We start from the raw sequence: 25,864 nt of genomic DNA, 5'->3' as shown, positions 1-25,864 counted from the left end.
ACCAGGCCTGAGCCGATTTTTCGGGGTGACCGATAGTCCGCTCGGATGAGACCACACGACAACCCGATCCCAGCCCGACAAAGCAGTGCGTGACCGGCAACCCGCATGTCACCCTTCCGTGCTCACCCAAAAGTGTCACGAAGGGAACGAATCGGGCCATGCGTTTACACCGCCGCGCACAACTTTCACCCCGTTCGAGACGCGTGACCGCCGTGGCCGCCGTGGCCGTCATGGTCGCCGCCACCACGGTGGCACTCCCACCGACGGCCTCCGCCGCCGTGCCGACCGGCTTCACCGACACCCTCGCCATCGGCGGCCTCACCACGCCGACCGCCGTCTCGTTCGCGCCGGACGGCCGCGTGTTCATCGCCGAGAAGAGCGGCCTGATCAAGGTCTTCGACTCGCTCGCCGACACCACCGCGACCGTGTTCGCCGACCTCCGACCGCAGACGCAGGACTTCTGGGACCGCGGCCTGCTCGGCCTGGCCGTCGACCCGCAGTTCCCGACCCGCCCGTACGTCTACGTGGCCTACACCCACGACGCCGTGCCCGGCGGCACGCACCCGCGCTGGGGCGACCAGTGCCCGACCCCGCCCGGCGCCACCGACCAGGGCTGCGTCGTGACCGGCCGGGTCTCCAAGCTGACCGCGGGCGCCGGCGGCACGATGACCGCCGAGCAGCCGCTGGTCACCGACTGGTGCCAGCAGTACCCGAGCCACTCCATCGGCACGGTCGTGTTCGGTCCCGACGGCGGCCTGTACGTCGGCGGCGGTGACGGCGCGAGCTTCAACTTCACCGACTACGGCCAGGTCGGCAACCCGTGCGCCGACCCGCCGTCGCCCGCCGGCACGAACCTCACCGCGCCGACCGCGCGTGGCGGCGCGCTGCGCGCCCAGTCGATCCGCCGCCCGGCGGGCGAGCCGGTGAGCCTCGACGGCACGATCGTCCGCATCGACCCCGACACGGGCGCGGGCCTGCCCGGCAACCCGTTCGCGGGCAACGCCGACGCCAACGCCAAGCGCGTGATCGCCCACGGCTTCCGCAACCAGTTCCGCTTCGCGTTCCGGCCCGGCACCGAGGAGCTGTGGGCGGGCGACGTCGGCTGGAACACCTGGGAGGAGGTCAACCGGATCCCCGACGTGAACGACGCGACGGCGGAGAACTTCGGCTGGCCGTGCTACGAGGGTTCCGCGCGCCAGGGCGGGTACGACGGCGCGAACCTGGCCCTCTGCGAGTCGTTGTACACGGGCGCGGGCCAGACCACGCCCTACTACGCCTACAACCACTCGGCGAAGGTCGTCGCGACCGACCCGTGCCCCACCGGCGGGTCGTCGATCTCCGGCATCGCGTTCGAGTCCGGCAGCAACTACCCGCCCGCCTACGACGGCGCGCTGTTCTTCGCCGACAGCTCACGCGGCTGCATCTGGGCCATGCAGACCACGGCGGGCCAGCCGGACCCGGCCAAGCTGGTGCCGTTCGTGACCGGGGTGAACGTGCCGGTGCAGATCACCACCGGGCCCGGCGGCGACCTGTTCTACATCGCGCTGGGCGCGGGCCAGTTGCGCCGGGTCTCCTACCCGACCGGCAACCGGGCGCCGACCGCCGTCGCCACGGCCACCCCGCAGTCCGGGGCCGCCCCGCTGGCCGTGCAGTTCAGCGGAACCGGCTCGACCGACCCGGACCCCGGTGACACCCTGACCTACGCCTGGGACCTCGACGGCGACGGCCAGCACGACGACTCCACCTCCGCCACCCCGACGCGCACCTACACCACGCAGGGCACGATCACCGTCGGGCTCAGGGTGACCGACCAGTCCGGCGCGTCGGGCACCACCGCGGTCACCGTCACGGTCGGCACACCGGTCGCGGAGGACCCCGTGCCGGTGATCGACACCCCGACCGCGCCGCTGAACTGGTCGGTGGGTCAGCAGGTGCCGTTCACCGGCCACGCGACCGACCCGCAGGACGGCGCGCTGCCCGCGTCCGCGTTGAGCTGGAAGCTGAGCATCCAGCACTGCGCGACCAGCGGCTCGTGCCACGAGCACGTGGTGCAGAACTGGACGGGTGTGGCGTCGGGCTCGTTCATCGCGCCCGACCACGAGTACCCGTCGTACCTGGACCTCACGCTGACCGCCACGGACTCGTCGGGGCGCACCAAGAGCACCACGACGAAGCTCGACCCGCGGACGGTGGCGCTGACGTTCACGTCGAACCCGAGCGGTTTGCAGCTCAGCGTCGGCGGCACGGCGCAGACCACGCCGTTCACCCGCACGGTGATCGTCGGGTCGAACAACTCGATCAGCGCGCCGAGCCCGCAAGGCGGCACGCTGGTGTTCCGCTACCGGTACAGCAACTGGTCCGACGGCGGGGCGCAGACGCACAACGTGACCGCGCCCGCGACCGCGACGACGTACCAGGCGAACTACACGCTCTGCCTGTGCTGACATGACCGACCGGGCGCGGGGCGGGGGGGGCGGGCGGGGGGGGGGGGGGGGGGCGGGGGGGGGGGGGGCGCCGGGGCCCAACTCCCCGGTGGGCCGGGGTTCACAGCCCCGCGGGGCGGGGGGGGGGGGCCCGGGCCGGGTCGTCGTCGGGTCAGGCGATGGTCGCGGGGAACCGGTCCCACACGCGGTGCGTGCCGAGCAGCTCCTGGACCTGCTCGAACACGGCCGCCGGGGTGTCTCCGGCCACGACGCCGAGGTCGTCGACGTCGCACCCGGCCTCCAGCAGAGCCGTCTGGCCCGTGCCCCACGCGCCGATCGCCTTCGCGTGCCGGTAGCACTCCTGGACCATCAGCACCACGCGCGGGTCGACGGTGGCGGCGGGGGCGCCGGCCTTGTCGTCACGGGCGGGGATCGCGTCCGGGGCGGGCGGCGGCGCGGCGGCCAGCAGCAACGCGTCGAACTCGACCGAGCGGGCGGTCAGGAACGTCCGCTGCGCCACCAGCCCGTCCGCCGGCTGCCCGCCGCGAGCGGCGATGACCAACGGCACCATGCCGCCCGCGCTGATCGCCTGGCGCAGGGCGTTCAGGCCGTCGAGGCTCGCCGGGTCGTCGGCGTCCACCACGATGCCGATCATCCGGCCCTCCGTCGGCCACACCTGCCCGATCTGGGACACCGCCGGGCTCGGCGCGACCTCGGCCGCGGGCTCGGTCGCCGCCGGCGCGGGCAGCCCGAGACCGGCGGCCACCAAGGCGCACAGCTCGGCGTCCACGTTGGCGAGCACGCGCAGCTCGCGTTCCTTGATCGCCTGCTCGTAGCACTTGCCCAGCTCGAACGTGAACGCCCGCACCAGGTGCTCCTTCTCCACCGGGCTCAGGCTCCGGTAGAACAGCCGGGGCTGGGTGAAGTGGTCGGCGAACGACGCGGGCGCGCGGCGCTCCTTGACCCCCTCGGCCACCGGGGCCGGGAACTCGACGTACGCGCCGGTCTCCAGACCAGCCATGAACGGGCAGCCGCCGTCGAGGGTGTTCGGCTTGTACGGCGCCGCGCCGCTGTGCACGGCGTGCTGGTGGAAGCCGTCGCGCAGCATGTCGTTGACCGGGGCGTGCGGGCGGTTGATCGGGATCTGGTTGAAGTTCGGCCCGCCGAGCCTGCTCAGCTGCGTGTCGATGTAGGAGAACAGGCGCGCGTGCAGCAGCGGGTCGTCGGTCACGTCGATGCCCGGCGGCAGGTGGCCGACGTGGAAGGCGACCTGCTCGGTCTCGGCGAAGAAGTTGGTGGTGTTGCGGTTGAGCGTGAGCATGCCGATCGCCTGGACCGGCGCCAGCTCCTCCGGCACGATCTTGGTCGAGTCGAGCAGGTCGATGCCCTCGAAGGTCTGCTCGGGGGTGTCCGGGAAGACCTGGATGCCCAGTTCCCACTGCGGGAACGCGCCGGACTCGATCGCGTCGAACAGGTCCCGCCGGTGGAAGTCGGGGTCGACGCCCGCGATCAACTGCGCCTCCTCCCACAGCAGGGAGTGCACGCCGAGCTTGGGCTTCCAGTGGAACTTGGCCAGCGACGTCGTGCCCTCGGCGTTGACCAGCCGGAACGTGTGGACGCCGAAGCCCTCCATCATCCGGAAGGACCGCGGCACGGCCCGGTCGGACATCTGCCACATCACGTGGTGGGTGGCCTCGGTGTGGGTGGAGACGAAGTCCCAGAACGTGTCGTGCGCGCTCTGCGCCTGCGGGATCTCCCGGTCCGGGTGCGGCTTGGCGGCGTGGATGATGTCCGGGAACTTGATGCCGTCCTGGATGAAGAACACCGGGATGTTGTTGCCGACCAGGTCGAAGGTTCCCTCGGCGGTGTAGAACTTCGTGGCGAAGCCCCGGGTGTCACGCACGGTGTCGGCGGAACCGCGTGAACCCACGACCGTGGAGAACCGGGTGAACACCGGGGTGGTCACGCCTTCGGCCAGGAAACCGGCTTTGCACACGTTCGCGGCATTTCCGTAGCCCACGAACACGCCGTGGACGCCCGCGCCTCGCGCGTGAACCACCCGTTCCGGGATGCGTTCGTGGTCGAAGTGGGTGATCTTCTCCCGCAGGTGGTGGTCCTGCAGCAGTGTCGGCCCGCGCGCGCCCGCCTTGAGCGAGTGGTCGGTGTCGTACAGGCGAGCGCCCGTCGACGTGGTCAGGTACTCGCCCTGCTGCTCCCTGGTGTCCGCCGCGGCGCCGGTCTCCGCGCCGGTCGCGGTCCGCGTCCGGGGGGAGGCCTGGTCCGGTTTGCGCGGCAGCGGCCCCTGCGGCTCGTCCGGCGGGTCCAGCGGCGGCGGCGCGCTGCCCGGTGTGCCGGGGACGGGCGGCGTGACCAGGTCGGCGACCTTCTCCACGGCCTTGTCCAGGGCTTCCTTCACGACCTTGGCCGGTTTGAAAGCGTCCACGTGCTCCTCCTCGTCGGCAGTCTCACGCCGACTACCCGTGGTGGAGCGAACTACACGCGGCTTCCCCGGTTGGTCAGAGCGCGACGAGGCCCGCCTTGGTGGGCCGGAAACCGCAGCTGTCGAAGTAGAACGGCTCGAGGTGGTCGTCGAAGTCGACGTGCAGCCACTCGCAGCCGGCGGCTCGCGCGCCGTCCACGGCCGTCGCGACGAGTTGTCGTCCGACGCCCCGACGGCGCGCGGTCGCGGTGACGAGGGTGTCGAGGACGAAGGCGTGGGCCGCGCCGTCCCAGGCGACGTTGACGAACCCGACCAGGGCGTCGTCGCGGCGTGCGGTGACCCAGCCCAGGCTGTGCCGGGTGACCTGGCCCCACCAGTCGTCGTCCAGCACCCGGTGGTCGAACCCCTCCGCGTGCAGTGCGTTGACCTCGGGGTTCTCGAACGTGCCGCGCCACTCGTAGTCGATCATCCGCGAAGCGTACGGAACCCGGGACCTGCCGAAGGGCGGGTAATCGTTCGACGGATCGGCCCGGCGCGCCGCACGATGTGCGCACCATGACCGGTTCCCTGTTCGTGCCTCCCCCGGTGTTGCCCGCCATCGGTCCGCTCGCCCGTGCGGCGGTCGATCGCGGGCTGGCCGTCGTGTCCGCGGTGTCGGCCGTTCCGGCGGGGCCGGTGCACTACTACGGCGGGCCTCTGTTCGCCGACCGCGTCGCCGCGGAGCTGGGCCTCGGGCTGCTCGAACCGGCCGACGACTGGCTCCCCGGGTTGCCGCGGGAGTTGGTCGGCCGTCGGATCCGTGCGACGACCCTGGGCGAGGCCCGCGTCGGGTCTGGTCGGGCGTTCGTGAAGCCGCCGTCGAGCAAGAGCTTCCCCGCGCGGGTGTACGAGCACGGTGGCGAGTTGCCCGCGGACCTGCTCGACGACACGGCCGTGCTGGTGAGCGAGGTGGTCGATTTCGCCGCCGAGTTCCGGCTGTTCCTGCTGGACGGGGAGGTGCGCGCGGGCTCGCGGTACGCGACGTGGGGCCGGCTGGACCCGGCGCCGCTCGACTCCTGCTCGTCGGCGGCACGGGTGCGCGCGTTCGCGGCCTCGTTGCCCGGGTTGCCCGGCGCGGTCGTGGTGGACGTCGGGCTGTCCGGTCCACCGGACGACCCCCGTGCGGCGGTGGTCGTGGTGGAGGCGAACATGGCGTGGTTCAGCCAGGTCTACATGTCCGATCCGGTGCGGGCGCTCGACGTGGTGCTGCGCGCCGCGGGGCCGATCGGTGACGTGGCGGTGTCCGACCACCCGTTCGTGCGACGGCATCGGACCGTGGTCTGACCCGGAACTCCGGACCCCGGACCGATTCGCCCCCGGGGCCACCGTTGCGATCGTCTACCGCATGACCCCAACATTCCCCGGCCGGTGGGCGGGAGCCGGCGCGATGATCCTCGGTCCGGTGCTGCTGCTCGTGGGGACGCTGCTCCGGTGGCCGTTCCACTACTTCTTCCCCCAGCAGTTGCTCGCCCTGGCGGAGCAGCCAGCCCGGATGACCGCGGCGCACACCCTGGTGCTCGCCGGGACCGTGCTGCTCGCACCTGCGGTGATCGCGTTGGCGCACCGGATCGGGCGAACACGTCCGGTGTTGGCGACGTGGGGCGCCGCGCTGGTGCTCGTGGGTCTGTTCGAACGGACGTTCCACGCGGGCATCGACCAGGCCGCGCACGGTGTGGTCCGACGGCAGGGTGCGGCGTTCGCGACCGACCTCGTCAGCCAGTCCTACCAGGACGTGCACCTGTTCAGCTTCCTCTCGTTCACCATCCTGTCCGGCTGGCTGGTGCTGGCCTTCGGCGCCTACCGCGGCGGTGTGCTCGGCCTACCCGGCGCCGCCGCCCTGGCCGCGACGTGCCTGCTGCCGTTGGGCGTGCTGAAGGGCACCGAGATCACCTCGGTGATCGCGGTAGCGAGCCTGTGCGCGGCCTTCGTGCCCCTCGGCATCCGCCAAGCGCTCGACGGCCCGGACCGACCCGCAAGTCGCTCCTGCTCACCCTCGCCACCGTGCCGGCCCTGGGCACCCTGGCCTACGTGAGCACCCTCGGCTGACCGCCGGTGACGCCGGTCAGGTGGCGGGCAGGGCGAAACGCCGGACGCCCCTCGGGGTGCGGACCACCAAGGCCTCGGCCAGCGTCGAGCACGGCGTGATCTCCTGGTCCAGGCCGCTGATCTCGAACGGTCGCAGGACGTGACGGTGGCCGGCGACCACGCGCAGTGGCACGCCGGCCGCCTGGGCCGCCAGGTGACCGCGGTGGAGTTCGTTCAAGCCCGCGGCGGCGAAGAAGTCCACCTCGCTGAGGTCCACGACGACCGGTGCGGGCGGGGTGGCCAGGGCCAGGCTGATCGCGAGCTCGTGCTTGAGCCCGCAGACGGTCATCGCGTCGACCTCGCCGGCGACGCGGACCACGACGGCGTAGCCGTGGACTTGGCGGTCCACCCTGAACGAGTGGCTGAAAGGTTCGGTTATCACGGCCCGCAGCCTCCTCGGGGTCGAAGAAGGCAGTGGCTGGTGGAGTCAACCCGCTGCGTCCTCCGACCGTACTCGCACCCACCCGAATCCGCAGCTCACCGGCACACCGACGGCCACCGCACCTCCCAGGTCGACCACCGGGAGAGCCGACTCGGCAACGCCTCGGGAACCCCTCGAACGGGTGATGACAGACGGTCAGCTCACCGAGGCGGTGATCTTGGCGAACAGCGGCGCCGGCCACCACTTCGGCCGCACGGGTACGCGGCGGACATCGGCGAACCCCGAGAACGACTCGCGGTCGATCCGGGCGAAGCGGAAGTCGTACACCAGCAGGGCGCCGCCGGGCCGCAGCACGCGCCCCAACTCGGCCACCGCACGACGCCGGTCCGGCCACTCGTGCATGCTCAACGTCGAAACGACCACGTCCACGCTGTCGTCCGAGTACGGCAGCGACGCCACGTCGGCCACCTGGAACGTGATGCGCGACGACGGAGCGCCCGCACGGGCGATGTCCACCATGTCGGCGGACAGGTCGACACCGCCCAGCACCAGGTCCGCACGCCTGGCCGCGATCGCGTGCAGGAGCCGTCCAGGACCGGTGCCGACGTCGAGCACCACACCGCCGGGCGGAGCGAACGCGGCGACGTCGGAGGCGACCAGCCGGTACAGGCCTCCCAGCAGGCGGGTCGCCCGCCGCTCGTAGGACGCACTGCGCTTCCGGTCGAAGTAGCCGGCCTGCGGGTAGTCGGACACGTGGACTCCTGAACGCGACGGTGGTTGACAACACCACCGACTGTGCAACTTCATGTCGACATGAAGTCAAGCGAGGAGATGTCGATCGGCGCGCTGGCCGACCGGTTCGGGCTGGCGGCGCACGTGCTGCGGCACTGGGAGGACGTGGGGCTGCTCGACCCGCGCCGCCAGGCGAACGGTCGGCGGCGGTACGGGCAGGCGGACGAGGCGCGGATCGCGATGATCCTGCTCGCCAAGGACGCCGGGCTCGGCCTGGACCAGATCCGGCTGCTGTTCGCCGCCACCGCCGACCGCCCGGCCCGCCGCGCGCTCTACCGCGAGCACCACGACCGGCTGGCCGGGCGGATCGCCGCGCTCCAGGCGTCGCTGTCGGTGCTGGAACACGCGATGGGGTGCGACGCCGAGGACATCACCGCGTGCCCGGACTTCCGGGCCAAGGTCGCCGCCCGCATCCCCGACTGACCCGGCCCATCCCCGACGGACGCCGCCCATCGCCGACAATGGACCGATGGCACACCTCGGAAGCGTGGTCCTGAAGGTCTCGGACGTCCGCCGCGCGGCGGAGTTCTGGACCCGGACCCTCGGCTACGACCTGGTCAACGGCCCGATCGGCGACGACAGCCCGGTCCTGGCCCCGAAGGACGGCACCGGGCCGACCATCACGCTCGACCAGGACGACCGGACGCACCTCGACCTGCACGTCGCCGACGAGGCCGAACTGCGGGCCGAGGTCGAGCGGCTGATCGGGCTCGGCGCCGTGCGCGTGCCGTGGACCTACCCGCCGGGAGCCGACTTCGTGGTGCTGGCCGACACCGAGGGCAACCTGTTCTGCGTCGTGGTCACCGGGAGGAGCTGACGTCACTCGGCGGTGGTCAGGCCATCGAAGTACTCCTTCTGGGACGGGTAGTAGTCGTCGAAGGCGGGCAGCGGCGCGCCGGCGCGGGAGGCGACCAGCATGTCCAGGTAGTACTCCCACCCAGGGCCGACCTCGCCGATGCCCTCCTCGGTCGCCAGGTGGTGCACGAGGTTCAGCTCGGTCACACCATCCACTTCGGACAGCAGCAGCTCCATCCGCCACGTGCCGGCTTCGTCCACCATCGACAGCGCCAGCCGCCGGGGCGGGTCGCAGGCGTCGATGCGGACCTCCATCCACGGCTCCTGCTCCTCGAACACCATCTGCACCTTCACCGCGCGCCCCGGAGCGGCCTCGCCCTTCCACGGGCCGAACCACCGGGCGGTGCGCTCGGGCTCGGTCAGGCTCGCCCACACGTCCTCGGCGAGCGCGCGGAACGTCCGGGTGAGCACCAGGTCGCTGCCCGCGTCAGTGCGGACCAGCCGACCGGTGGGGGTGGGGGTCATGCGGTGTGCTCCTTCGATTCGTCGGCAGGGGATCCCTCGGCGGACGGGTGGTCGGCAGGCGGTCCGTCGACGCCGGGTCGGCCGGTGCGGCGCTCCCGACGGGTGCGGTAGACCTCGGTCTCCAGCGCGTCGAGGCGGCGTGCCCACCCCGGGGTCCGGTCGAGCACGCCGAAGTCGGCCAGCCAGCGCGCGAGCGGCGTCAACCGGGAGGCGTCCAGCACGTAGAACCGCTGTCGGCCCACCAGCTCGTCGCGCACCAGCCCGCTCTCCCGCAGCACCCGCAGGTGCCTGCTCACCGCCGGACGGCTGATCGCGAACCGCTCGGCGATCTGCCCGGCCGACAGCCGCGCGTCGGCGCGCAGCATCTGCAGGATCTCCCGCCGCACGGGGTCGGCGATCGCACCCGCCACCTCGTCCACGCCAAAAGCGTAACCACTGGGTTACACGTTAGGCAATGCCCTCCAGGAACGCGATCAACGCCCGCCGGTACGGCTCGACCGTGGTCAGGTCGGCGTGCTCGTCCGGCCCGTGCTGCCCGTCACCGCCGACGCCGAAGATCACCGCGTCGATGCCGCTCTGGAAGTAGAACCGGGAGTCGGCCGCGCCGTGCTTGCGCAGCAGGTCGCCCGAGTACCCCTGGGCACGGGCGGCACGCTGGAGCGCCAGCAGGTCCGGCCCCTCCGGGTCGGCCCGGTGCGGCGGCTCGACGTGGTCGACCTCGGCCGTGACGCCGGGTGGGCACAACGCGGTGAAGTGCGCGGCGACCTCCTCTCGCGAGCGGCCGGTGAAGTCGGCGTCCTCGGGCGGGAAGCGGACGTCCAGCCACGCGGTCGCGTCCGCGGGCACCTGGTTGAGCGCCTGGTTCCCGGACGAGATGCGGGCGACGTTCACCGTGGTCCGCCACTCCTCCTCCCGCGCCACCGGGTACGCGGCGAGCACTCCGTCCACCGCGCGCATCACCTTCACCAACGCGTTGTCGCCGAGCCACTGGTAGGCGCTGTGCGCCGCACGTCCCACCGCGTGCAGCCGCACGGTGGCGAGGCCTTTCGACTCGGCCACGACGCGCAGCGCGCTGTGCTCCCCGATCACCACGAACGACCCCGTGACGCCCTGCTCCAACTGGTGCAGCGTGCCGTTGCGCCCGCCGACCTCCTCGTCGGTCACGAGCTGGAGCCCGATCGGGTACGGCAGCCGGCCCGCCAGGTCCCGGAACACCGACGCCAGCACCAGCGCGGACAGCTTCATGTCCTGCGCGCCCCGGCCGACGAGCCGGTCACCGTCCCGCCGTGGCCGGAACTGCTCGTCCGCGCCCGGCACCACGTCCAGGTGGGCGTTGAAGATCACCCGGAAGTGCGGCCGGCGTTCACCGCAGTAGACGAGCGCGCTCGGCTTGCCGCCCGACTCGAACCGCTCCAGGGTGAAGCCGGGCCCGACCACGTCCAGCACGAACTCCAACGCCCGGCGCAAATCGTCGGGGCGGTCGGCGGTCGAGCGGATGCCGAGCAGTCGTTCGGTCAACGGCAACAGGTCCATCCCGCCATCCTGCCCTGATCGCACCGGTCCGCGTGGTTCACGGCGCGTCCGGGATCGCCTGCTCCGCACCCTCCACAGCGGACGGACAACGCGGGCGTGACCGCAGCTCGACAAGCGCCACCACCAGGGCCAGCGACACCGCCACCGTCGCACCGCCGACCGCGACCGACGCCGCGACCGGGAAGTCCCGCCCGGACGAGGTCAGCACCAGGTAGAACACGCCGGTCAACGCCGCCGTGCCGATCGCCGCGCCGATGCGCTGCCCGGTCTGCAACGCCCCACCGGCCGCACCCGCCATCGACACCGGCACGTGCCGCAACGTCAGCGTGGTGTTCGGCGAGATCACCCACCCGCCACCGATGCCCGCCACCAGCAACGCGGGCGTGACCGCCCACCCCGCCACGTGCGGCGGCGCGAACCGCAGCACCACGGCCGTCACCGCGAGGCCGGCCACCACCATGGTCAACCCGGTGACGGTCAGCTTGCGCCCCCACCGCTCCACCAACCGTCCGCCGACCACCGCCGACGCCGCCGACCCGACCGCGAACGGCGTCACGGCCAGCCCGGACTGCAACGGCGTGTAACCGAGGCCGGTCTGGAAGTACAGCGCGAACACCAGCCAGATCCCGGCGAACCCGATGAAGTAGACCATCCCGAGCAACGCGCCCGTGCCGTACCCGGGCGTGCCGGTGAACAGGGAGATGTCGAGCATCGGGCCGCGGCCACGCGCGGCGACCTGCCGTTCCCACCGCACGAACAGCACCAGCAACGCCGCCCCGAGCGCGAACAGCCACCACAGCCGCGCCAACCCACCCGCTTCGGCCAGCACCAGCGGCAGCATCACCGCCAGCACGCCGGTGCCGAGCAGGGCCGCGCCGACCAGGTCGAGGTGGCCGCGCGGGCCACCGCGGGCCCGTGGCAGCAGGCGTGCCGCGAGCACCAGCGCGACCACCCCGATCGGCACGTTCACGTAGAAGATCCACCGCCAGCCCTCGTCCTCGCCGGCCACGGCCAGGATGACGCCGCCGACCACCGGCCCGACGGCCGTGGAAACGCCGACCGTGGAGCCGAAGAACCCGAACGCCCGACCCCGTTCCGCGCCCCGGAACAGCTGCTGGATCAACGCCGAGTTCTGCGGGGCCAGCGCGCCCGCCGAGATGCCCTGGGCCAGCCGCGCCACGACCAGGACCTCGGTGGTCGGCGCGAGCCCGGCCAACGCGCTGAACAGCACGAAGCCGGCCAACGCGCCCAGGAACATGGTCCGCCGCCCGATCGCGTCACCCAGGCGCCCGGCCGGCACCAAGGCCAGGCCGAATGCCAGCGCGTAGCCCGAGACGACCCACTGCACGCCCGCCGGCGTGGTGCCGAGGCCGTGCTGGATGGACGGCAGGGCGACGGACACGATGCTCACGTCGAGCAGGCTCATGAACCCGGCGACGAGCGTGACCGTGAGCGCCTTCCACCGCCGCGGGTCCGGCTCATCCGCCCTGGTCATCACTCCTTCCTACCTCCCCGCGCGATCACCCGCACGCCACGACGTGTGGCCCGGGTCGGACTGGATACCCCCTGGGCATGGACGTGGAGCCGAACCGACTGTCGGACGTGGACCTGCGCCGGTTCGTGCTGGACCGGCTGGACGAGGACGCCGAGCGGCTGGCGCGCGAGGAGCTGCCGCTGCTCGACGAGGCCGAGCGCCGGGGACGGCTGGCGATCCTGCGGTCCGACGACGGCCGCGAGCTGCTGATCGTGCCCGGCGAGGCGCGCACCGCCGACGAGCGCGTGCCGGTGCCGTTCGAGGAGAAGGCGCGGTGGTTGCGCGCGGAGGTCGAGGGCGGGTCCGACCGGTCCGTGCTCCTGCTGCTGGCCTCCGCCTACGACACGCACCACGGGTGGCAGGAGGAGTGGCGGACGTGACCGGGCGCGGTCACCCGGACGACGACCTGCCCCCACCGGCGCCGCCGCGCAGCGCGTTGACCCTGCGGTTGTGGCTGGCCGGGTTCGGCGTCGTGTTCAACGGCGTGGCCGCCGTGCTGTGCGTGCGCGCCGGCCTGACCTGGCTGGCGGTGCTGCTCGCGGTGATCGTGGTCGGGCTGATCGTCGACTTCGGCTGGGTGGTGCACCGCAAGCGGCGCGGCGACCCCGGCTGACCCGGTCTCAGCGGGTCACGGCGGGTCGGGACGCGCGCGGCGCGGGCACGTCGTGGTGGCGGCTGACGTTGCGCTCCAGCAGGGCCTGCGACTCGGCGACGTCGATCGAGCCGTCCGGCAGCACGCCGTCGCGGTCCTTCAGCCGCACCATCGCGTCCTCGATGGCCGCGTGCGCGGCGAACAGGCACGGCGTGCTGTAGATCGCCACGTCGACGCCCAGCCCGGTCAGCTCCCCGAGCGACAGCTTCGGCGACCGGCCGCCCGCGATCTGGTTGAACAGCAGCGCCTTGCCGCCCACCGCCCGCCGGACCCGGCGGATCACGTCGACCGACGGCATGCCCTCGACCAGGACCACCTCGGCGTCCGTCTCGGCGAACGCGGCCGCCCGGCGCAGCATCTCGTCCTCGTCGGTGGCGTCGGTCCGCGCCACGACGACCAGGTCGGTCCTCGTCCGCAGCACGAGGTCCAGCTTCTCCAGGTACTGCTCCAGCGGCAGCACCCGCTTGCCCTCGACGTGCCCGCACCGGCGTGGCCGCTGCTGGTCCTCAAGGATCACGCCGGACGCACCGACCTGCTCCAGGGATCGAACCACCTGGCAGGCCACCTCGGGATCGGTGTACCCGTCGTCGATGTCGACCAGCAGGTGCTTGTCCGGCAGCGCCAGGCGCAGCCGCTGCACGAACCCGACCACGTCCGGCCAGGCGATGAAGCCGACGTCGGGCAGGCCGTAGTGCGAGGCGGAGAAGCCGAAGCCGGAGACGAACAGCCCGTCGTAGTGCCGGGCCGCGATCGAGGCCGACAGCATGTCGAACACGCCGATCAGCGGCGTCGTCCCGGGAGCCGCGACGGCCTCGCGCAGTGCCTTGCCGTAAGCCATGCGACGAACCGTAGGCGGCACCGTCGAACCTGGTCGAGATATCGGAAGGATGAGATCCACTCGGCCCGGGTGCGGGTTCACCGCGGCCGGCGGCTCGCCGTCAGGCCCCGATAGCGGTGGGCGACCCCGCCGGGGAGCAGGTACTCGGCCAGCACGTTGCCGGTGCGGCGGGACGGCAGGCCCATGTCGTGCATGAGCTCGTCCGCGGAGTGGATGTCGTAGGGACCGTAGTCGTAGCCGCCGGTGCCCGGGAGCACCCGTTCCTGCCAGGCCAGGCGGGCGTCGACGGCCTCGTGCATCCCCCGCTCGTCCGGGGTGGCGCGCAGCGTCCCGAGGAAGTGGCCGGCCAGCCAGTGCGCGGTGAGCTCCACGCCCATGATGTTGTTGAAGATCTGGCGGAAGCCGACGAACCCCAGCCGGTCGACGTCCGGCGGCACGATGCCCCGGTACAGCCGCAGCCGCCCGGCGTCGTCGTGCACCCGCAGGTCGAGGAACGGGAAGACCCGGCGGTGGCCGGTGGCGAACACGATGACGTCCGCCGCCACCTCCCGGCCGGTCGCCAGGCGCAGGCCCTGGTCGGTGTAGGCCTCCACCGCGCTGACCTCGGCGGTGAGCCGGCCCCGGCGGACGGCCCGCACGTAACCCCGCGGCATCACGCCCGCGTGGGCCAGGTGGAAGGGCAGCGGTCGGGTCGGCCGCAGCCGCTCCGGCAGTCGGGTGAACCCGGTGGAGATCAGCATGTCTCGGGTGACGATCCGCCACAGGACCCGCTTGACCCGGTCGTCGAGGCGGTCGATCGGGCGGACGCAGGCCGGGTCGTGGTAGCGCGGCAGGAGCGCCTCGCCGAGCCGGGTGAACAGGATCCAGCGGTAGCCGACCGTGCCGAGCAGGAGCCGTTCGGGGATCATCCAGTTGACCCTGCGCTGCACGAGCGTGGCCGAGGCCGCCTCGCGTGCCGCGCGGGTGGCCAGGTCCAACGCGGACTTGCCACCGCCCACGACGACCACGCGCCTGCCGGCGAACGTCCCCGACCGCACTTCGTTGGCGTGCAGCACGGTCCCGGGGAACGACTCTCGGCCGGGCAGGTCGGGCACGTGCACGTGGTGGTGCGCTCCACTGGCGACGACGACGTGGTCGAACGCGTCGCGACGGACCGGCGCGCCCTCGTCCCCGACCGGGCGGTGCTCGACCAGCCACCCGGAGGCCCCGACCCGTCCCGGCCCGTCGACCGGCCGGATCGAGGTCACCTCGGTGCCGGGGCGGACGCGGTCGAGCACGCCGAACGTCCGCGCGTAGTCCTCCAGGTAGCGCTGGCTGTCCACCGAACTGGCGAAGCGCAGGCGGTTGGGCAGGTCAGCGAACTCGAAGAGGTGCAGCGCCGACTGGTTGGACAAGCCGTCGTAGCAACCACCCGGCGACCAGATCCCACCGACCCGCTCGTACTTGTCGAAGACCGTGACCTCGAAGCCGTGCTCCAGCAACACCTTGGCCGTGACGATCCCCGCCGGCCCCGCTCCCACGACGCACGCCCTCATCGCCGCCGCTCCCCCCGTGCTCGGCACACCCGGCCCGCCCATCATCCCGGTCGCGGACGGCGGTGCCCAGTGCCGTCGTCCTCTGGGCGGTGTCAGGACAGGGCGGCGATCACGTCGTCGGCCGTGACCGGCACCGAGAACATCGGGAAGTCGAAGCGCAACGCGTTGTCGTGCTCCTCCTGGGACGTGGCGGCGACGCAGTCGGTGAGCGTGATGACCTTGTACCCGTTCTCGTAGCCGGTGCGCATGGTCGACTCGACGCAGCAGTTCGTCAGGAACCCGCCGAGGACGATGGTCGTGATGCCCTTGCTGCGCAGGATGAAGTCGAGGTTCGTGCTGGCGAACGTGTCGAGCCCGCGCTTGCCCTCGATCACGATGTCGCCGTCGCGTGGCGAGAGGTCGTCCACGATCGCCGCACCCCAACTGCCCTTGACGAACGCCTTGCCGTCCACGACGCCCTTGAGGATGCCGTACGGGTGCGAGGAAATCTCGTAATAGCCCTCGGCAAACGTGATGGGCGCGTGCATGACCGTCACCCCGGCCGCACGTGCGGCTTCCACCAGGGCCACCGTCTTGGGCAGCATGCCCGTGCTGCCCATCACCTCGCTGACCGCACCGTTGAGCACCCCGCCCTCGCTGGTGAAGTCATTCTGGTATTCGATCAGCACCAAAGCGGTCGTCTTGGGGTCCAGCACCAGGTCGGTCATCGCAGGCTCCACTCCTCGGCGGCGTTCGCGGACCTGATTCAACGGCCCCGGACCGCCGCCGGCAATGCGACGTCCGGGTTCACTCCCCGGAAGGTGAACGCTCCCGGAGCCGACGGCACCACGAAGTACTCGTCGGTCGCCTGGTGGCCGGGCTCGTACGCGACCTCGACGTCGCGGTGGCGCGTGGAGACGCGCGGGCCTGCTTGATCACGTCCCTGGCCGAGATGCCCTGGTAAACCGCGCTGTACTGGGCGCCCGTGACCTGCCGGGTGGGCGTGGAGCGGGTCCAGGTCGCGGTGATCCCGGCGAGCGCCTGACCGGCCGCGCCCTCCCGCGCCACCAACGCCCCCAAGCCTTGCGGTGCACGGGTGCCCGACGCCCCGACGGACTTCGCGTTCGGCTGCTACCGCCGCGCCCGCGCCGCCGACGTGCCGTGACCGAAGCCCGCGCCCTGGGCCTGGGCAAGTTACCGGCCGGAGCGTTCGGGTGCGCTACGACCGGGAAGCGCTCCGCGAGCGGGTCACCACGCCCCGCCGGCACTCCTCCGCACGGCCGGTGACCCCAGTTGCCGCCGCACCCGCTCGGCGTCGCCGTCGCGGGCCTGCGCCCGGTACAGCTCCAGCGCTTCGCCCCACGCCGCTCGGGCGTCCTCACGACGGCCGAGCGCGGTGTAGGACTGGCCGAGGTGGTCGAGGATGGTGGCGGCGTCGTAGGTGTCGCCCAGGTCCCGGAACAGTGCCAGGGCCCGCCGGTAGTGTTCGACGGCCTGCCGGTGGTCACCGGTGAGGTGGTCGACGTAGCCCAGGCTGTCCAGGGTGGCCGCCTCGACCTCGGGATCCCTGTGGTCCCGCAGCAGCGCGAGCGCGGCCAGGCAGTGGGCACGGGCGGTCTCGTGGTCGCCGAGCTGGGCGGTCAGCCAGGCGACCGCGTTGAGCGCGCCCGCCTCCCGCTCGGGGTGGTCGCCGGCGCGGACCAGTGCCAGGGCGAGTTCGGCGTGCTCCAAGGCGACCTCGTTGTTCCCCACCTCGTACCAGGCCCGCACCAACTGGCTGTGCGCCCGGGCCTGCTGGAGCCGGTCCCGGTGCTCCTCGGCCATCGCCAGCGCCCGGTGCAGGTGCCCGACAGCCTCCTCGTGCCGGCCCATCCGGAAGCACGCGCGTCCGAGGTGTCGGTGGACGTGGATGTGGAGATCGGGGTCGGACACGTGCCCGAGAGCGGCGAACGCCACCCGCCACACGGCCAGGTCGTCATGGCGGTGTCCCCGGCGGTGGTGGAAGGTGTAGAGGGACAGGGCGATCTGGCACACCACCTCGTGCCGCGCACCGGTGGCGGCGGTCTTCTGGGCGGCCAGCAGGTTGGCGTGCTCGGCCTCCAGCCACCCCAGCGCCGACGCGACGTCCGGCAGCGCGTGCGCTCGGACGTCGGGTGTCGGAGGGTCCTGGTGAACGGTCTCGACGTGGGGGTTGAGCAGCACGGCGGCGGCGCGGGCGGTGTGCAGGTAGAAGTCGACCACGCGGACCAGCGCCGCCTCGCGCACCTGCTCCGCGAGGTCCCGGTCGGCGGCCAGGGCGGCGTAGCCGCGAACCAGGTCGTGCATCCGGTGGCGACCGGTGGCATCCCGGTCGCACAGGGACGCCTCGTCCAGGGAGCGCAGGACCTTCCCGGTCCGCGCGGGCGGGAGGCCGGTGAGGCTCGCGGCGGCGGGCAGGCCGATGTCCGGCCCGGGGGCGATCCCGAGCAGCGCGAACACCCGCCGCTGCTCCGCGGTCAGTGCCCGGTAGGAGCCGGCGAGGACGGCGGCCAGGCTGGCGGTCGGGTCGTCCTCGTCGTCCAGCGCCTCCACGCCCAGCTCCCGCAACTCGGCGGCGAGCTCGGCCAGCGGCAGGTCCGGGTGGGCGTGGGCGCGCCCCGCCAGCAGGCCGAGCGCCAGCGGAAACCCCCGGCACCAGTCGACCAGCTCGGCCACCGCCCCGGGCTCGGCGGCGACCCGCGCCTCGCCCAACCGCCGGGCCAGCAGCGCACGCGCCTCACCGTCGGCGAGCACGTGCAAGGACAGGTGGCGGGCCCCATGGCGGGTGATCAGCCCGGTCAGCACCCTGCGGCTGGTCACCACCACGGCACAGCGGTCACCGCCCGGCAGCAGGGGGACCACCTGCTCCACCCCGGCGGCGTTGTCCAGCACGATCAGCATCCGCTTGTCCGACACCAGGCTCCGATACAGGGCGGCCTGCGCGTCCAGGTCGACCGGGATGCGGGCGGGTTCCGTACCCAAGGCGTCGAGGAACCCGCGCACCGCCGCGGCGGGCGGCAGGGGCTCACCGGCGGGGCTGAACCCGCGCAGGTCGACGAACAGCTGCCCATCGGGGAACCGGTCCAGGTGCGCGTTCGCCCAGTGCAGCACCAGCCACGTCTTGCCGATGCCGCCCGCGCCGCCGATCGCCGACACCACCACCACCTCCCCCGGCACGCGGTGAGGGGTCGAGCCGGCATCCTCCGCCGAGCCCGGCGTCCCGCCCAGCGCCCGGTCCAACTCGGCGAGCTGCCCGGTCCGCCCGGTGAACGGGCCCGGTGCAGCCGGCAGTTGGCGCGGCACCACCGGCCCTCGCGCCGGCAGCACCGGGTGGACGTGCACACCGCCGTGCACCACCCCGGCCTGCGCGACCACTCCCGCCGACGACACCGACGCCGCGTTCCGCACGCGCCCCTCGCCACCCGCGCCGTCGGTGTCGTCACCGGGCGCGGGCCGCTCCTCGTGGTGGCGCATGGCTCTCCGACGACCTCCCGGACGGGGTCCGACCACACCTCAGGGTGCACCCCGCGCCCCCCGCACCACAGCGGTGCCGACGCCCTTCACCCGCACGCACGAACCGCTCCCCGCCCAGACGCGGACTGACCGGTCCGGGACGCGTCCGGGGAAGCACGACCGTGAGTTCCACCGCGGCACGTCGGCGTGACGCTCCCGCGTGGTCGGGGCTGGTCGAGGACCGGTCAACGGGCCGCCACGGCCGCGGGCTTTGCGGTGAAGTGCACCTCGGGGAACGACCGGGCCAGGTCGACCACGTCCGGGATGACCTGCTCGGGCGACTCGTGCCGCAGCAGCAGCCGGCCGAGCAGGGCGGCGACCGCGGGCATGTCCTCCTCGCGCATCCCGGTCCTGGTCAGCTCCTGCACCCCGATGCGCAGCCCCGACGCGCCCGAACTGGGCAGGACCACCGTCGTGGAGCGGATGTTCGCCGCGGTCAGCCGCCTGCCCCAGGCGTGCGGGCCGGCGGTGACCGGCGGGTGCACCCAGACCTGGTGCGTCTCGGTGTGGCCGAACGCGGCCCCGGCCACGTCGAAGCCCTGGTCGACCAGGCTCGCGGCCAGGGCGCGCGCGTTGGCGACGACCTGCCGGGCGTAGTCGACGCGGTGCGGCATCAGCTCCTCCAGGGTGATCGCCAGGGCCGCGATGCTCGCCGAGTGCGGGCTCGACGCGGTGTAGGGGATCCGCGCGGCCAGCCGGTCGGCGACCGCGTCCTGATCGGTGACCAGCAGGCCCTTCTGCGGTCCGGGCAGCGTCTTGTGCGTGCTGCCGGAGATGCTGTCGAACCCGCCGTCGAGGACGAGGGTCTGCTCGGCGGCGGGCAGCAGGCCGAAGACGTGCGACGCGTCCAGGCAGATCCGCGCGTGCGGCGCGGCCCGGCGCAGTTCCCGCGCGTCGGGCAGCCGCAGCAGCGTGGACATGTCCAGGTAGATCAGGTCGACGTCGACGCTGTCGGTGTCCAGCGCCTCGGTGTCGATCAGGCACGTGGCGCGGTCGAACGGCACGTAGCGGTGCCGGTAGCCGTAGCCCGCGCAGATCGTGGCGGTGGCGTAGTGGCCGCCGCAGGACGGGTCCATGATCATGACCCGGTCGCCGGGAGCGGCCAGCGCGGTCAGCACGGTGTGCATCGTGTGCAGCCCGGACAGGAACTGCACGAAGGCGTGCCGGGCGCCGAAGTACGCCCTGCCCAGTTCCGCGCAGTACTCGTAGACCGCCGCCAACCCGTTCACGTCGCCGTAGACCGCCTCCGGCGTCTCGGAGTACGGGTAGCGGTTCACCGCGTCGCAGGACAGCGCGGCCAGCGCGCGCGGCGACATGCGGTTCTCGATCGGGAACAGGTTGAGGCTGTCGGGCCGGCCCAGCGCTGCCATGACATCCACGGTTGGACTCCTCGGGATCGGGTCGACGGCTGGTCACCGGTGGGACAGCCACGGGTAGCGGTCCACGTCCTGCCCGGCGTAGTCGGGGTCCAGGTAGATGGACGCGCGGTGGATCAACCGGTCGCGCACCTCGAACACGCCGCACCAGTGCCCGGCGCCCCACTCCGGCCGGCCCGCCTCCCACCGGCCGTCGCGGTGCCGGCCGTGCGTGGTGCCCTCGACGGCGAGCACGTCACCGCCGGAGTGGATCCAGGTGAACGACGAGAAGTGGTGGGTGACGGCGTGGACGGTGGCGCCGAGGTCGGCGAAGAGCTCGCCGATCATGGGCCGGCCGACGGCCAGGCCCCACTTGGGGAACCGGAACCGCGCGTCGTCGGCGAAGTAGTCGAGCACGCCGACCCCGTCGTGCCCGGTGCCGCCGTTGTCGAAGGCCGCCAGGTACGCCGTGACCAGGGCCCTGCGCTCCTCGTCGGTCATCACGGGGTTCACCACCAGTTGGGCGCGATCTCCGTCGCCCACAGTTCGAGGCTGCGCATCTGGACGTCGTGCGGGATGAGCCCGGAGTACTGGCACTGCAACAGGTACTCGGGCTCGTGCAGCGACACCACCCGCTCGATCATGCGGTTGATGTCGTCCGGCGTGCCGACCCACTCCAGGCCGCGCTCGACGAGCGTGTCGTAGTCCGCGCCGATCGGGCCGGTCTCCCCGACCCGGCGCAGCGACTCGGTGAAGCCCATCGGCCCGAACCAGTGCTCGAAGACGAACCCGCCGCCGCGCCGCGCCCAGTGGTGGGCGGTGGCGGCGTCGCGCGAGACGAGGACGTCGCGCATCACCCCCACCCGTTGGCCGCGCTTGAGCCTGCCGTGCCCGGCCGCCTCGGCCTCCTGCTGGTACACGTCGAGCAGTCGGGCGACGATCCGGTCGTCGGTGTTGAGCACCACCGGGACGATGCCCTCGCGGGCGCAGAACCGGAACGTCTCCTCGCTGAAGCTGAACGGCTGGAACACCGGCGGGTACGGCTTCTGGTAGGGCCGGGGCGCGATGCCGATCTCGGTCACCGTGCCGTCGTCGGCCAGTCCGCGGCCGAACCGGCGCACCGCGTCGTAGGGGAAGCTCACCCCGGCCGGCGGGATCGTCCACGTGGGCCCCTGGTGGCTGAACGTGTCGCTGGTCCACGCCTTCTTGATGATCTCCCAGTGCTCCTCGAACAACGCCCGGTTGCGCTGGTCGGCCGTGCCGTCGTCGGAGAGGGCCGCGCCGATGCCGTAGACCTGCCCCATCACCTCGGCCCAGCGCTTCTGGAAGCCCCTCGCGACGCCGACGAAGACCCGGCCGCGGGTCATGTGGTCGAGCATCGCGAGGTCCTCGGCCAGCCGCAGCGGGTTGTGCATGGGCAGCACGTTGGCCATCTGGCCGACCCTGATGTGGCGGGTGCGCATCGCGAGGTAGAGGCCGAGCATGATCGGGTTGTTCGAGACCTCGAACCCCTCCACGTGGAAGTGGTGCTCGGTGAAGCACAGGCCCCAGTAGCCCATCTCGTCGGCGGCCTGCGCCTGGTGCCCGAGCTGCCAGAGCATGTTCTGGTAGTTCTGCGGGTTCGTGCCCGACATGCCCCTGGCGATCTGACCGTGGCTGCCCACGCTGGGCAGGTAGAACAGGATGGACTTCACGGCCGCCACCTCCTCGAGCTCCCGCCGACCGTGCCACCTCCGCCTTGCCTTCGGCTGGACGACCCGTCGGCCCACCCACCCCACCGCCCGTCCAACGAACCCCAAGCCACCACCACGACCCTGGACACCCCACGTGCCGAGGGGAGCCACCCGTGTCCACCGCCCCGCCTGTCGCCGCCCCGCCTGTCGCCGCACCGGTCCCCGATCCCGGCCCCCCCGCGGGCGACCCGACCGCGGAACTCGTCGCGGCCGACCGGGCCGTGCTGATCCACCCGGCGCTGCCCGCCCACCGCGCGGACCGCACGGTCCTCGTGCGCGGCAGCGGTTGCCGGGTGTGGGACAGCGAGGGGCGTTCCTACCTGGACGGTTCGGCGGTCCTCGGGTTGTCGCAGGTCGGGCACGGTCGCCGGGAGCTGGCCGACGCGGCGTCCGCCCAGATGGCGACCCTGGACTGCTTCCACACCTGGGGCACGATCACCAACGACCGCGCCGTCGAGCTGGCCCGGCGGCTGGTCGGGTTGGCGCCGAACGGACTCGACCACGTCTACTTCACCAGCGGCGGCGCGGAGGGTGTCGAGGTGGCGCTGCGGATGGCCCGGTTCGCCCACCACCGCAACGGCGAACCCGATCGCACCTGGGTCCTGTCCCGCCGCCTCGGCTACCACGGCATCGGGTACGGCAGCGGCAGCGTGTCCGGGCTCCCCGCCTACCACGAGGGCTTCGGCCCGGGACTGCCGCACGTGCACCACCTCAGCCCGCCGCACCCGTACCAGCGCCACCGCTACACCGGCGCGGACGTCACCGGTTCCTGCCTGCGCGAGCTGACGGCGGTCATCGAGCGCATCGGCGGCGACCGGATCGCGGCCATGATCGGCGAGCCGGTGATGGGCGGCGGAGGAGCGGTGACCCCGCCGCCCGACTACTGGCCGAGGGTGGCCGAACTGCTGCGCTCCCACGGCATCCTGCTGATCTTCGACGAGGTGGTCAGCGCGTACGGCCGCACGGGTCGGTGGTTCGCCGCGGAGCACTTCGGCGTGACGCCGGACATCCTGGTCACGGCCAAGGGCATCACCTCGGGCTACGTCCCGCACGGCGCGGTGCTCACCACCGGGGAGGTCGCCGACGCGCTGTGCCGCGACAGCGGGTTCCCGGCCGGCTTCACCTACACCGGCCACCCGACCGCCTGCGCGGTGGCACTGGCCAACCTGGACCTGATCGAACGGGAGGACCTGCTCGGCAACGCCGTCGAGACCGGCGCCCACCTCGCCGCCCGGCTGCGCGAGTGCCTCGACCTGCCGGTGGTCGGCGACGTGCGCGGGCTCGGCCTCATGCTGGCGGTGGAAGTGGTGGCGGACAAGCACACCCGCGACCCGCTGCCCGGCGGAACGGCCCACGTCGCCGACGCGTTGCGCACCGACGCCGGGATCCTCCTGCGCGTCAACCCACACGCACTGGTGATCAACCCGCCGCTGGTGCTGACCCGCGCCGAGGCCGACGAACTCGCCGACGGGATCCACGCGGTGCTGCGCCGGGTGCGGCCCGACGGCAGCCTCGCACCCGCCTGACCGCTGCCGCCGACCGCTGCCGCCGACCGCCGACCGCTCACGGCCCGGTCATGGCCGCCATCGCCGGGCCGTACCGCGCGCCGTGCGCCGGCCCGACCGCGTCCAGCTCCGCGAGGTCCACCACGGACAGCTCGACGGCGAGCGCGGCCACGTTCTCGCGCAGGTGCCCGCGCCGGGCGGTGCCGGGGATGGCCACCACGTCCGGTCCACGTCGTGCGAGCCAGGCCAACGCCACCTGCGCGGGCGTGCAGCCGCGCCGCGCCGCGACCTCGGCCAGCACGGCGACGATGGGCAGGTTCCGCCGGAGGTTCCCGGGCGCGAACCGCGGGATCGTCCGCCGGAAGTCGTCGCGGTGCAGGTCCGCGGCCGAGGTGACGTGCCCGGTGAGGAAGCCGCGGCCGAGCGGGGAGCAGGCGACCAGCCCGATGCCCAGCTCACGGCACACCGGCAGCACGCCCGCCTCCAGGTCACGCGTCCACACGCTCCACTCGCTCTGCACCGCGGCAAGCGGGTGCACGGCGTGCGCGCGCCGGATGTCGTCCGGGCCGGGCTCGGACAGGCCGAGGTGGCGGACCTTGCCCTCGGACACCAGCCCGGCCAGCGCGCCGACGGTGTCCTCGACCGGCACGGTCGGGTCCACCCAGTGCTGGTAGTACAGGTCGATGTGGTCGACGCCCAACCGGCGCAGCGACGCCGCGCAGGCTGCCCGGACGTGCGCCGGCTCACCGCACAGCCCCGCGAAGTTCCCGTCCGCCGCGCGCACCATGCCGACCTTCGTGGCCACGACGACGTGGTCCCGGCGTCCGCGCAGCGCCCGGCCGAGGAGGCGTTCCCCGGCACCCATCCCCTGCACGTCCGCGGTGTCCAGCAGGGTCACGCCCAGGTCGATCGCCTGCCGGATGGTGGCCACCGACTCGTCGGCGTCGGCGGGACCGTAGAAACCGGTCGTGCTCAGGCACCCCAAGCCCTGTGCGCCCACCGTGAGCCCGCCGAGCGCACGACCGGGCAGTGCGAAGTCCATGGTGGACAAGCTAGGCGGGTGTCCCGGCCGCGGCAGCCCGGCCGACCACACCTGCAAGGCACTCGTCCAACCCCTTGCAAGGCGCTCCTGCAAGCCTCGGCCAGACCAGCCGAGCCGGCGTCCGCGCCGTGACCACGAGGACTCCCAGGGGGCACCGTGACGACCTCTCCGACCGCGACCACCGCCCGGCCGGTGCTGCGCTGCGACGCGCACCACGACCTGCTGCTCGACCTGCGCGCATCGCTGCCGGTGCGACCGCGCGGCGACCTGCCCGCGTTCTTCCGCGCGGCCCGCGCCGCGGCCGAGCGGTTGCCCGCAGAGCTGCTGGAGTCGCTGCGGGTGTTCCGCGACACGGGCAACCGGCACGGTTACCTGCTGCTGCGCGGGCTGCCCGTCGACGACGCCGAGCTGCCGCCGACACCGACCACGACGCCCGCCCCGGAAGAACGACCCCTGCTGGCCATGGAGGCGTGGCTGGCGATCGTCGCGCTGCGGCTGGGCGAGCCGACCGGCTACCGGGAGCTGCGCGCGGGCAGCGTGTTGCAGGACATCTACCCGTCGCCCGGCGCCCACCACCTGTCCGCCGAGACCTCCGAGACGCTGCTCGAGTTCCACACCGAGATGGCCTACCACCGGCACCAGCCGCACCACGTGCTGCTGGCGTGCTCACGGGCCGACCACGACCGCACCGCCGCGACGCTGGTGGCCTCCGTGCGCAACGCCGTGCCGCTGCTGTCGGCCGCCGACCGCGACCGGCTGCTCGGCGCGCCCGTGCCGTGCCACGTCGACCTGGCGTTCCGGCCGCCCGGCCTGCCGGAGCCGGTGACGTCCGTGCCGGTGCTGGACGGCGACCCGGGCGACCCGATGATGGCCTACGACCGCGAGCTGATGCGCCCGGCCGACCCGGCGGGACGGCGCGCGCTCGGCGCGTTGTCGGACGCCCTGACCGAGGTGGCCGAGCCGGTGCGGCTGGAGCCGGGAGACCTGGTCGTGGTGGACAACTCGCGGACCACTCACGCCCGCACGCCGTTCCACCCCAGGTGGGACGGCCGCGACCGCTGGCTGCACCGGATGTACACCCGGGACCCGTCCCGGCTGGACGGCCCCGTCGACGCGGCGGACGTCGTGCCGTTCGTCGGCCGCTGA

Annotated in this window: 25 protein-coding genes; 9 read left to right on the top strand and 16 right to left on the bottom strand. The window is 72.9% G+C overall.

Going from position 1 to position 25,864, the window contains the following annotated elements; genetic code table 11:
- Window positions 1-203 precede the first annotated feature (203 nt).
- On the top strand, window positions 204-2,444 hold the full coding sequence (locus tag LNK82_RS19475; protein ID WP_230568436.1) for a PQQ-dependent sugar dehydrogenase: 2,241 nt from the start codon (window positions 204-206) through the stop codon (window positions 2,442-2,444).
- Window positions 2,445-2,595: 151 nt separating this feature from the next.
- On the opposite strand, the gene LNK82_RS19470 is transcribed toward LNK82_RS19475, so the two are convergent.
- The gene (locus tag LNK82_RS19470; RefSeq protein WP_230568435.1) at window positions 2,596-4,866 is read right to left on the bottom strand and encodes a catalase; all 2,271 of its coding nucleotides are present in this window, start codon (window positions 4,864-4,866) and stop codon (window positions 2,596-2,598) included.
- A 73-nt stretch (window positions 4,867-4,939) separates the two neighbouring features.
- Window positions 4,940-5,332 (bottom strand): GNAT family N-acetyltransferase, encoded by a 393-nt coding sequence (locus LNK82_RS19465; protein ID WP_230568434.1) that lies wholly within the window; start codon window positions 5,330-5,332, stop codon window positions 4,940-4,942.
- Between the two features lie 86 nt (window positions 5,333-5,418).
- On the opposite strand from LNK82_RS19465, the gene LNK82_RS19460 reads away from it, so the two are divergent.
- Window positions 5,419-6,186 (top strand): ATP-grasp domain-containing protein, encoded by a 768-nt coding sequence (locus LNK82_RS19460; RefSeq protein WP_230568433.1) that lies wholly within the window; start codon window positions 5,419-5,421, stop codon window positions 6,184-6,186.
- Between the two features lie 61 nt (window positions 6,187-6,247).
- Entirely contained in the window at window positions 6,248-6,934 is a 687-nt protein-coding gene (locus LNK82_RS19455) for a hypothetical protein (protein ID WP_230568432.1), read from the top strand.
- Window positions 6,935-6,964: 30 nt separating this feature from the next.
- Here LNK82_RS19455 and LNK82_RS19450 read toward each other — a convergent pair whose 3' ends face one another.
- Both LNK82_RS19450 and LNK82_RS19445 read right to left on the bottom strand, forming a co-directional pair.
- Window positions 6,965-7,369: an STAS domain-containing protein gene (locus tag LNK82_RS19450; protein ID WP_230568431.1), complete on the bottom strand. Its 405-nt coding sequence runs from the start codon at window positions 7,367-7,369 to the stop codon at window positions 6,965-6,967.
- A 195-nt stretch (window positions 7,370-7,564) separates the two neighbouring features.
- Entirely contained in the window at window positions 7,565-8,122 is a 558-nt protein-coding gene (locus LNK82_RS19445; protein WP_230568430.1) for a class I SAM-dependent methyltransferase, read from the bottom strand.
- A gap of 60 nt (window positions 8,123-8,182) precedes the next feature.
- On the opposite strand from LNK82_RS19445, the gene LNK82_RS19440 reads away from it, so the two are divergent.
- Both LNK82_RS19440 and LNK82_RS19435 read left to right on the top strand, forming a co-directional pair.
- The gene (locus LNK82_RS19440; protein ID WP_230568429.1) at window positions 8,183-8,584 is read left to right on the top strand and encodes a MerR family transcriptional regulator; all 402 of its coding nucleotides are present in this window, start codon (window positions 8,183-8,185) and stop codon (window positions 8,582-8,584) included.
- A gap of 46 nt (window positions 8,585-8,630) precedes the next feature.
- Entirely contained in the window at window positions 8,631-8,978 is a 348-nt protein-coding gene (locus tag LNK82_RS19435) for a VOC family protein (protein WP_230568428.1), read from the top strand.
- 2 nt (window positions 8,979-8,980) lie between these two features.
- Here the strand turns inward: LNK82_RS19435 and LNK82_RS19430 are convergent, their stop codons facing one another.
- From LNK82_RS19430 to LNK82_RS19415, 4 genes are read right to left on the bottom strand one after another with little or no spacing between them, the layout of a single operon-like run.
- Window positions 8,981-9,481, bottom strand: coding sequence for an SRPBCC family protein (locus LNK82_RS19430; protein ID WP_230568427.1), 501 nt, complete (start codon window positions 9,479-9,481; stop codon window positions 8,981-8,983).
- Window positions 9,478-9,900 (bottom strand): metalloregulator ArsR/SmtB family transcription factor, encoded by a 423-nt coding sequence (locus LNK82_RS19425; protein ID WP_230568426.1) that lies wholly within the window; start codon window positions 9,898-9,900, stop codon window positions 9,478-9,480. Before LNK82_RS19425 ends, LNK82_RS19430 begins: the two co-directional genes overlap by 4 nt.
- Window positions 9,901-9,928: 28 nt before the next feature.
- Window positions 9,929-11,014, bottom strand: coding sequence for a M20 family metallopeptidase (locus LNK82_RS19420; protein WP_230568425.1), 1,086 nt, complete (start codon window positions 11,012-11,014; stop codon window positions 9,929-9,931).
- A 37-nt stretch (window positions 11,015-11,051) separates the two neighbouring features.
- A complete protein-coding gene (locus tag LNK82_RS19415) occupies window positions 11,052-12,509 on the bottom strand; it encodes an MFS transporter (RefSeq protein ID WP_230568424.1) in 1,458 nt (485 codons plus the stop codon).
- Between the two features lie 77 nt (window positions 12,510-12,586).
- Between LNK82_RS19415 and LNK82_RS19410 the strand changes: the two genes are divergently transcribed.
- Both LNK82_RS19410 and LNK82_RS19405 read left to right on the top strand, forming a co-directional pair.
- Window positions 12,587-12,928, top strand: coding sequence for a hypothetical protein (locus LNK82_RS19410; RefSeq protein WP_230568423.1), 342 nt, complete (start codon window positions 12,587-12,589; stop codon window positions 12,926-12,928).
- Window positions 12,925-13,161: a DUF6343 family protein gene (locus LNK82_RS19405; RefSeq protein ID WP_230568422.1), complete on the top strand. Its 237-nt coding sequence runs from the start codon at window positions 12,925-12,927 to the stop codon at window positions 13,159-13,161. Before LNK82_RS19410 ends, LNK82_RS19405 begins: the two co-directional genes overlap by 4 nt.
- Window positions 13,162-13,168: 7 nt before the next feature.
- Here the strand turns inward: LNK82_RS19405 and LNK82_RS19400 are convergent, their stop codons facing one another.
- The 7 genes from LNK82_RS19400 to LNK82_RS19370 all read right to left on the bottom strand — a co-directional run bounded on the left by LNK82_RS19400 (window position 13,169) and on the right by LNK82_RS19370 (window position 22,132).
- Complete coding sequence (locus tag LNK82_RS19400) at window positions 13,169-14,038, bottom strand: isocitrate lyase/PEP mutase family protein (protein WP_230568421.1); 870 nt, start codon at window positions 14,036-14,038, stop codon at window positions 13,169-13,171.
- A 77-nt stretch (window positions 14,039-14,115) separates the two neighbouring features.
- Window positions 14,116-15,573, bottom strand: coding sequence for a flavin-containing monooxygenase (locus tag LNK82_RS19395; RefSeq protein WP_230568420.1), 1,458 nt, complete (start codon window positions 15,571-15,573; stop codon window positions 14,116-14,118).
- Window positions 15,574-15,665: 92 nt separating this feature from the next.
- Window positions 15,666-16,280 carry a cysteine hydrolase family protein gene (locus LNK82_RS19390; protein WP_230568419.1) on the bottom strand — a complete coding sequence of 205 codons (615 nt, stop codon included), beginning with the start codon at window positions 16,278-16,280 and terminating at the stop codon, window positions 15,666-15,668.
- 520 nt (window positions 16,281-16,800) lie between these two features.
- The gene (locus LNK82_RS19385) at window positions 16,801-19,044 is read right to left on the bottom strand and encodes an ATP-binding protein (protein WP_230568418.1); all 2,244 of its coding nucleotides are present in this window, start codon (window positions 19,042-19,044) and stop codon (window positions 16,801-16,803) included.
- A gap of 224 nt (window positions 19,045-19,268) precedes the next feature.
- A complete protein-coding gene (locus LNK82_RS19380) occupies window positions 19,269-20,453 on the bottom strand; it encodes a PLP-dependent aminotransferase family protein (protein WP_230568553.1) in 1,185 nt (394 codons plus the stop codon).
- A gap of 42 nt (window positions 20,454-20,495) precedes the next feature.
- Complete coding sequence (locus LNK82_RS19375; protein ID WP_230568417.1) at window positions 20,496-20,981, bottom strand: nuclear transport factor 2 family protein; 486 nt, start codon at window positions 20,979-20,981, stop codon at window positions 20,496-20,498.
- Window positions 20,948-22,132, bottom strand: a complete 1,185-nt coding sequence (locus tag LNK82_RS19370; RefSeq protein ID WP_230568416.1) for an LLM class flavin-dependent oxidoreductase — start codon at window positions 22,130-22,132, stop codon at window positions 20,948-20,950. The genes LNK82_RS19375 and LNK82_RS19370 overlap by 34 nt, the downstream gene beginning before the upstream one ends.
- A gap of 152 nt (window positions 22,133-22,284) precedes the next feature.
- Here LNK82_RS19370 and LNK82_RS19365 point away from each other — a divergent pair, with 152 nt between their 5' ends.
- Window positions 22,285-23,697: an aminotransferase family protein gene (locus tag LNK82_RS19365; protein ID WP_230568415.1), complete on the top strand. Its 1,413-nt coding sequence runs from the start codon at window positions 22,285-22,287 to the stop codon at window positions 23,695-23,697.
- A 37-nt stretch (window positions 23,698-23,734) separates the two neighbouring features.
- Here the strand turns inward: LNK82_RS19365 and LNK82_RS19360 are convergent, their stop codons facing one another.
- Window positions 23,735-24,718, bottom strand: coding sequence for an aldo/keto reductase (locus LNK82_RS19360; protein WP_230568414.1), 984 nt, complete (start codon window positions 24,716-24,718; stop codon window positions 23,735-23,737).
- Window positions 24,719-24,874: 156 nt separating this feature from the next.
- Between LNK82_RS19360 and cs1 the strand changes: the two genes are divergently transcribed.
- Complete coding sequence (gene cs1 / locus LNK82_RS19355) at window positions 24,875-25,864, top strand: clavaminate synthase Cs1 (protein ID WP_230568413.1); 990 nt, start codon at window positions 24,875-24,877, stop codon at window positions 25,862-25,864.

Origin of the sequence: Saccharothrix luteola, from assembly GCF_020859565.1 — a bacterium.
GTDB classification, from domain to species: Bacteria; Actinomycetota; Actinomycetes; order Mycobacteriales; family Pseudonocardiaceae; genus Actinosynnema; species Actinosynnema luteola.
The sequence above is the reverse complement of the archived record's forward strand: the minus strand, read 5'-3'. Positions and strand labels throughout refer to the sequence as shown.